The 5,870-nt window shown below is 64.9% G+C and carries 7 protein-coding genes; 5 read left to right on the top strand and 2 right to left on the bottom strand.

Going from position 1 to position 5,870, the window contains the following annotated elements:
* Positions 1 to 233 precede the first annotated feature (233 nt).
* Together ACFE71_RS14520 and ACFE71_RS14515 are read right to left on the bottom strand one after the other, a co-directional pair.
* Positions 234 to 1,727 (bottom strand): carotenoid oxygenase family protein, encoded by a 1,494-nt coding sequence (locus ACFE71_RS14520; RefSeq protein ID WP_375429476.1) that lies wholly within the window; start codon positions 1,725 to 1,727, stop codon positions 234 to 236.
* Entirely contained in the window at positions 1,724 to 2,041 is a 318-nt protein-coding gene (locus ACFE71_RS14515) for an antibiotic biosynthesis monooxygenase family protein (RefSeq protein WP_375429475.1), read from the bottom strand. The genes ACFE71_RS14520 and ACFE71_RS14515 overlap by 4 nt, the downstream gene beginning before the upstream one ends.
* Before the next feature lie 1,609 nt (positions 2,042 to 3,650).
* On the opposite strand from ACFE71_RS14515, the gene ACFE71_RS14510 reads away from it, so the two are divergent.
* Genes ACFE71_RS14510 through ACFE71_RS14490 form a run of 5 tightly spaced genes read left to right on the top strand, consistent with a single transcriptional unit; the run spans position 3,651 to position 5,810 of the window.
* Complete coding sequence (locus tag ACFE71_RS14510) at positions 3,651 to 4,064, top strand: hypothetical protein (RefSeq protein ID WP_375429474.1); 414 nt, start codon at positions 3,651 to 3,653, stop codon at positions 4,062 to 4,064.
* Entirely contained in the window at positions 4,016 to 4,171 is a 156-nt protein-coding gene (locus tag ACFE71_RS14505) for a hypothetical protein (protein ID WP_375429473.1), read from the top strand. The genes ACFE71_RS14510 and ACFE71_RS14505 overlap by 49 nt, the downstream gene beginning before the upstream one ends.
* On the top strand, positions 4,171 to 4,815 hold the full coding sequence (locus ACFE71_RS14500) for a hypothetical protein (protein WP_375429472.1): 645 nt from the start codon (positions 4,171 to 4,173) through the stop codon (positions 4,813 to 4,815). Before ACFE71_RS14505 ends, ACFE71_RS14500 begins: the two co-directional genes overlap by 1 nt.
* Positions 4,812 to 5,240 (top strand): hypothetical protein, encoded by a 429-nt coding sequence (locus tag ACFE71_RS14495; RefSeq protein WP_375429471.1) that lies wholly within the window; start codon positions 4,812 to 4,814, stop codon positions 5,238 to 5,240. Before ACFE71_RS14500 ends, ACFE71_RS14495 begins: the two co-directional genes overlap by 4 nt.
* Positions 5,241 to 5,258: 18 nt before the next feature.
* Positions 5,259 to 5,810, top strand: coding sequence for a hypothetical protein (locus ACFE71_RS14490; protein WP_375429470.1), 552 nt, complete (start codon positions 5,259 to 5,261; stop codon positions 5,808 to 5,810).
* Positions 5,811 to 5,870 lie beyond the last annotated feature (60 nt).

Genomic DNA, 5,870 nt, shown 5'->3' with positions numbered 1-5,870 from the left:
GCACGGCCGCCGCAAGCGATAGTTCTTCAACAGTCTCGAACGGTTGTGACGCCGGCTGCTGAAGTCTGCTTATCACGCCCGAAGGACCTAAGCTCCTGGTCCGCTCCCGACGTTTCTGAACCATCAGCCGTGGATGAACGAGCGTCGACTTTGGGGAGCGGCGACACGGAGCCTGAATGTCTGCAAGTGGGTCCTTTCACCCTTGAGCGTGGAACACGAAGATCACGCCGGACTCAACGTGCACCTTTGCTCAAATCAGAGGAGGTCAGCCATGCGCCATGAATGCCGGGCGGCACGCGATGAGGGACGCGGACGGATGCCACGGGCGGTGCCTCGAAGTTCCGGGCGTCCAAGATCTCCAGCGCAGTACTGTAGCCGTCGGCGTCGATCACGAACCCCATGAGCCAGCCATCATCCTCGTCCGCATCCGGCGAGCGTGGCACGAACACGAACTCGCCTGCGATGCGTCCCGGCCCGAACTCGTGCAACTGCCGCGTCCCACGCTCCAGATCGTGCCTGATGAGCGGCACCTCGCCGAATAGCGTCTCGGTCAACTGTTCGGGCAGGCCGAGCGCATAGGCGAAGCGATAGGGTAGGCCGGTGCGGCGCTCGTCGATCGTCGGCAGTTCCTGCGGCGAGGGATCGATCGCGCGCTGATCTACTGTCCCCGTCTTTAGGTCGATCGTCCAGCGCTCGAGGCCCCGCGGCTGCTCGTCCGGCGCCAAGTTGTCGCCGGCGAACATCCGGTCGTAGGCGACGGCATCCAGCGATACGCGCCCGTCCGGCAGATCGTAGGCGTTGGCGGTGTGGAACACGAAGCAGGGATCGAGTGGGAACCACCGGATGTCCTCCGCCTCGCCGTCGCGCGGCAGGAGCCCGATCCGGGCAGGGTGCTTCTCGTTCCAGCGATAGGGGAAGCCGTGCCCCGCCAGCACCGTGCGCATCGACAGGGTGAGCGGCAGGTCCATGACGACGACGTACCGCTGCGTGATCGCACAGTCGTGGATCAGCGGCCCATGCGAAACCGGGATCGTCACTGATCGTCGCACTTGGCCGGCCACATCGACCACGTTGTAGCGGACGCGCTTGGGATCGGTCGCCTCGTAACACAGCGCGTGCAATTCGCCGGTCGCTGGGTCGCGGCGCGGATGGGCGGTGAACGAGCCGGGCAGGGTGCCACCGAAGTCGTCGTAGCGCTGAGTCTCCAGTTGCTCGTCGAAGCGGACCGGCGTGCTGCCGGCCTCCACAAGTGCCCAGCCGCTGCCTGCATGGTCCAGCACGCTGGTGTTGACGGTATCAAAGATGTGCCGTGGACCCGGAGCCGCCGGCACGTGCCTCGCCGCTGCGACATCGGTCGACCGGATCCAGCGATTTCGATACCAGCGGGCTCGCCCGCCCTGGAGGCGGATGCCGTGCAGCATCCCGTCGCCGGTGAAGAAGTGGTAGGAGCGCGGGTCGGCATCCGCAGGGTTGGGGCCGATGCGAACGTAGCGGCCGTCGAGTTCGGGCGGGATGATACCCTCGACGGCGAGGTCGGTGAGCGTCAGCTCGTTCGTCATCGGCTCGTGGATGCCGGTAAGCAGCGGATGCGGCGCATCGCGGGGTGGCAGGCGGCGCTTGTTGAACGCGGCGATGCTGGTGACGATCGGTGAGGCGATCGCGCCGACGACGCGGTCGACCGCCTGCTCGACCCGGCTGGCGAACGCTGGGCGCGGACTGAGCGTCACGATGGCGTAACCGTCTGGATGACGTCGAAGCCTTCGAAGCGCGGCGGCGCCAGGTACAGCGGTTTGTGGTCGCCAGCACCGCGATGGGCGGCGCGGAACGCCTCGGACCGGGTCCAAGCCTCTAAATCTTCGCGCGACCGCCATACGGTATGCGACGAGTAGAGGACGTGGTCGTCGGCCACGGGCCCACGCAGCATGTGGAACTCGATGAACCCCGGTACGCCAGCAAGGTGCGAGTCGCGTGAAAGCCAGACCTCCTCAAATGCCTCCTCCCCGCCGGGGATCACCTGAAAACGATTCATGGCGATGAACATGGGGCAAGCTCCTGCGTCGACTGGACAAGTTCAAGGTGGGGCGGAGCCGGCCGGGATGCGAGGGCGATGACGCCTGGTCCGTGCTGAAAGCCTGGCCTGAACCAGTGTCCGGGTCGGGGGACCACCCAAGCCGGCCAGAGTGATACACTTTAGGTCAGGCTGCACGTAGGCTATCGATTCCCAGACTATTTAACTGTTCGGCATCATCCCGCGCATCGTCGGCGCTTCCATCACACGGGCAGGCTTGAGGTCGATGCGGTCGGGCGCTCTGGACTGTATCGGGAAATACTCACCCCGGACGCTTATCAGGCCCTGCTGTTTGCGCGGTGAGTGCGACCGTGTGTGCGTCTCCATCGGCGAGATAAACAAGCGGCCGAAGTTGGGGAGCCGCAAACAGCCCGCCAATGACTAGGCATCGTGGACAGATGTTCACGATCGACTTCATGGTCGATTCAACGCTGTCTCTTGGACGCGGCGTTAGGGTGGTCGACCACCCTTGGCACCGTCGCCGTAAGCCAGCGCCTTCTCCAGCGCTGGGCGGAATACCGCGAAGTCGACTAACCGGCTCATCGTCTCCAGCGGGTCACCACAGTCCGACAACCGCTTCAGTTGGTTTGATAGTCCGAACAAACCCGCCTGACGCATCCGCCGCCTCCCTCGCCAGGCAAAGTGAATCATCTCCAGCCAAATCACGCCAGGGCTACCGGGGGTGCCCATCTGCTTCTGAATGGCGTCGCGCCGGGGTCCGAGTACTTGTTTGATCTGACGCTCGATCGCCTGCCTGACGCGGCAATCGGGACTGTTTGGCGAGCGCACCAGCGGATGAATCGGAGACGCTCGCAAGGTCGGGACGGCCACCGCGAGACAGTTCGTCGGAGCGCTACGCACTCTCCTCATCTTCACGCTCAAGTGTCGCCGACGACTTCCAACCTTCGACGCAATAGAGCCCGCCGGGCTAATAATGTCGGCATTCGCACAAGGCCCGTGAAGGTGAATCCGGGGCTCCACTGCGGCAACAATTTGTACGTCCATTCCAGATTCCCTGACATACCTATCCGAACCGGGCCGAGCCCCTGGTTAGATATGTCAGGATCATCCCCCAAACCCATGGTTTGGTGATTTTGAGTATGTCAGGACCGAGTTTCTGACACACCCAAAATCTTCGGCGCAATACCGCAAAACTGCCGCAGCCAGTTTAGCAGGGGTTTTCGATTGGCTTTGCGCCCTGTTGAAACCCTTTATGCGTCCCCTCGCCGGGGAGGGCGTCGGTCCGCCTTCGCGTTTCGACATAGCTCCGGCCTAGGCCGTCGGGTCCTCCACGTCGCTTCGACGACGTTCCGGAAGGCGCACCGCGAGCGGCCTGGTAGAGCAGGGTAAGAACGTCAGTCGTGACATAGCGAGGCCTGAAATGAAGGCCACTCACGTCAAGCTGCGGTGCCCAAGCGTCTCTCGCTTGACAAGAATGCGGCTAAGCGTGCGTCCACGCGCCGACAAGGTAGATAGTAGGAAGCAGGGGCGGGCGCTGCGAGCCCATTGGGAAGATGAAATCCCGAAGGACTTGTCCGGATCAGACGGTCCGCGACGACGCAAGCTGAAGGCCAATTCTACCATGTCCACCATCGACCTGCCGGTGCGCGACCTCGCGCTGGCGACGCTCGACTACGTGCTCGAGGCACTCGCCGCGACCGGCAGCCGCGCTTACGACAACGTGATCGGTCTGCCGACGAACACCATCCACATCGACCACTGCGGTACCACGCTAAGCGTCACGACCGCGACCGCTCCGTCCCACCGCGATCGCATCGAGAAGCTCGCACGGGACCTGCATCTCGACGCAGCGTTGCTCCGAGTAAGCCGAGTTAAGGACGGTCTGGTCTACGTCACCGCCGACGTGACGCTCGCCCTGCTGCCCTGCCAGCCCTGGTCGATGACCGACCTCACGCTATGGGCCGTCGCGGTGGTGATCTCTGGCTGGTGCCCCATCTTTTCGGCGCATCCGTCTCGATCAGCGAGGACGGACTGAACGCCGAGCTGGTCCCGCCGTACGAGACGCTCTCCGAGCGTGGAGACGGCATCTTCCGCGCGGGCGGCCAACTCGCCGACCTCCTCCGGCCGGTAGCGGTGCGCTGATGGTCGCCAAACCCGCAAAGACGAAGGATGCATGCGTCATCAACGGCGACCGCGATCCCGATCCCCTGAACCCGCACACTTGGCTGCCGCTGATTGGAGATCCGCCGGGCGAGACGGGCCTCAGGATCCTATACGGTGTTCTCCGGCCGGAATACCGGGGCTGGAGAAACAGCGCCGTGGCCATGACCAAGGCCAAGCTTCAGCCAGTCCCGCCGCCTGCCGATGCTCCCTGGGCGGTGACCGCGGCGCGGGCCGAGGTGCTGCTGCCCGACGATGCGGACGACCGGTTCGCGTGCCCGAAGGTTCTGATGGAAGCGCATGATGCCGAGCAGCCGGCGGACAAGCCGGTAGTGCTGAGCTACGTGACGATCACCTGGCCGACCTCACGCCTCCACCGCATGTACGAGATCGTCCGTGCCGTCATGTTGGATACGCTGGTGCGCGACCTGGGCGTTGCCGTGCTGCTCGTCCAGCATGCGCCGCACCGCGCCGCCAGCAGCAACCTGCCGCACGTTCACGCGCTCATCGGCCGCAGGGTCACCAGCCTGGGCCTTGCCAGCTTCGCCGCGCCGCTCTGCGGCGACAAGGGACGGGACCTCATCGTGGCCGCCTTCGAAGGTGAACGCGCGGAGGGGCGGGCATGACCATATCTTCGGGTACGATCGCCCTTAACATCTCGAGCGTCGGGTGGACCTTGGCCGAACTCGGTCGCCTCCTCTACACGCACGGGCTCGCACCGACGCTGGTCGCGAAGGCGGTCGGGCTCGACCAGAACGATGTCGCTCGTCTGATGATCGGAGAGGGGCTTTCATTGGATGCGCTTGCGGACGGCGCTCGCGCCGCGTTCGTCCTGAACGTCCTCGTCAGGGTCGAAGTACGCTGCTGTCACGATACGGTCGCGATCCGCGCGGCCCTGGAGCGGTCGTTGGCCGAACTGGGGGGCGCGAGCATCTCTGAACGGCTCTCCGGCTGCACCGAGCCGGAGGACCTCGCGGTGTTGCGGCTCGCCGCTGGCATGAAGCCGATCCCCAAGATGAGCATGTGGCGGGTCGCTGATCGCTACTCCTGATTTCCTGAAGGACCCACGATGACCTCCAATCCTGCCGAGCCGCACGCTGCGGCGGCGTGCGCGCTGCTGGCCGCTCTCGCCGTCGCGCGTGGCGCGCGCTGGTCGCCCGCCCCCATCGGACCCGTGCTCCCGCGACCCTTCTCCGACTATCTTTGCGCTGAGTCAGCTCAGCTGCTGCTGGTACCTTCTGCGGCACCGCTGGAGCGCGTCATGGCCGTCGTCGCGACCGCAATGCGGCGCACGCGAAGCGATGCCCTGATCGTCTCGTCATCCGGCCGTCCAGAGGCCGGCGTTCGGCTGGCGCTCGGCATCTGGCGGTTGAGCGAGAACCAGTGGCACGCGCCCATGTCGCTGTGGAAGGCGAAGGCGGGTCCGCTCTGGCTGGTTCCCAATCCATACCATGCGGGCGTCAGGCGTGATTGCTTCCTGCTGCAGAACAGCCGGCTGCGCCCAGTTGAAGCGCCGTGGCGCGACGGCACCGAGCATCGCTCCGGGCGCGTCCGCGCCAGTGCTTGGCTGGAGCGGGCCATGGGAGAGAGGTGGCTCGGTGAATCTGAACAGCGAGGATAAGTGGGTTGCCTGTAGCGCGACGATCTGGATGAGAAGCGAGCGGCGATCAGGATGAGAGCT

This window comes from uncultured Sphingomonas sp. (assembly GCF_964237155.1).
Lineage (GTDB): Bacteria > Pseudomonadota > Alphaproteobacteria > Sphingomonadales > Sphingomonadaceae > Sphingomonas.
This window is presented reverse-complemented; position numbering and strand designations above follow the sequence as displayed.

What these genes read in the sequence shown, in the direction of transcription:
- ACFE71_RS14515 (WP_375429475.1), bottom strand. Translation starts at nt 2,041, where the DNA reads ATGTTCATCGCCATGAATCGTTTTCAGGTGATCCCCGGCGGGGAGGAG.
- ACFE71_RS14510 (WP_375429474.1), top strand. Translation starts at nt 3,651, where the DNA reads ATGTCCACCATCGACCTGCCGGTGCGCGACCTCGCGCTGGCGACGCTC.
- ACFE71_RS14500 (WP_375429472.1), top strand. Translation starts at nt 4,171, where the DNA reads ATGGTCGCCAAACCCGCAAAGACGAAGGATGCATGCGTCATCAACGGC.
- ACFE71_RS14495 (WP_375429471.1), top strand. Translation starts at nt 4,812, where the DNA reads ATGACCATATCTTCGGGTACGATCGCCCTTAACATCTCGAGCGTCGGG.
- ACFE71_RS14490 (WP_375429470.1), top strand. Translation starts at nt 5,259, where the DNA reads ATGACCTCCAATCCTGCCGAGCCGCACGCTGCGGCGGCGTGCGCGCTG.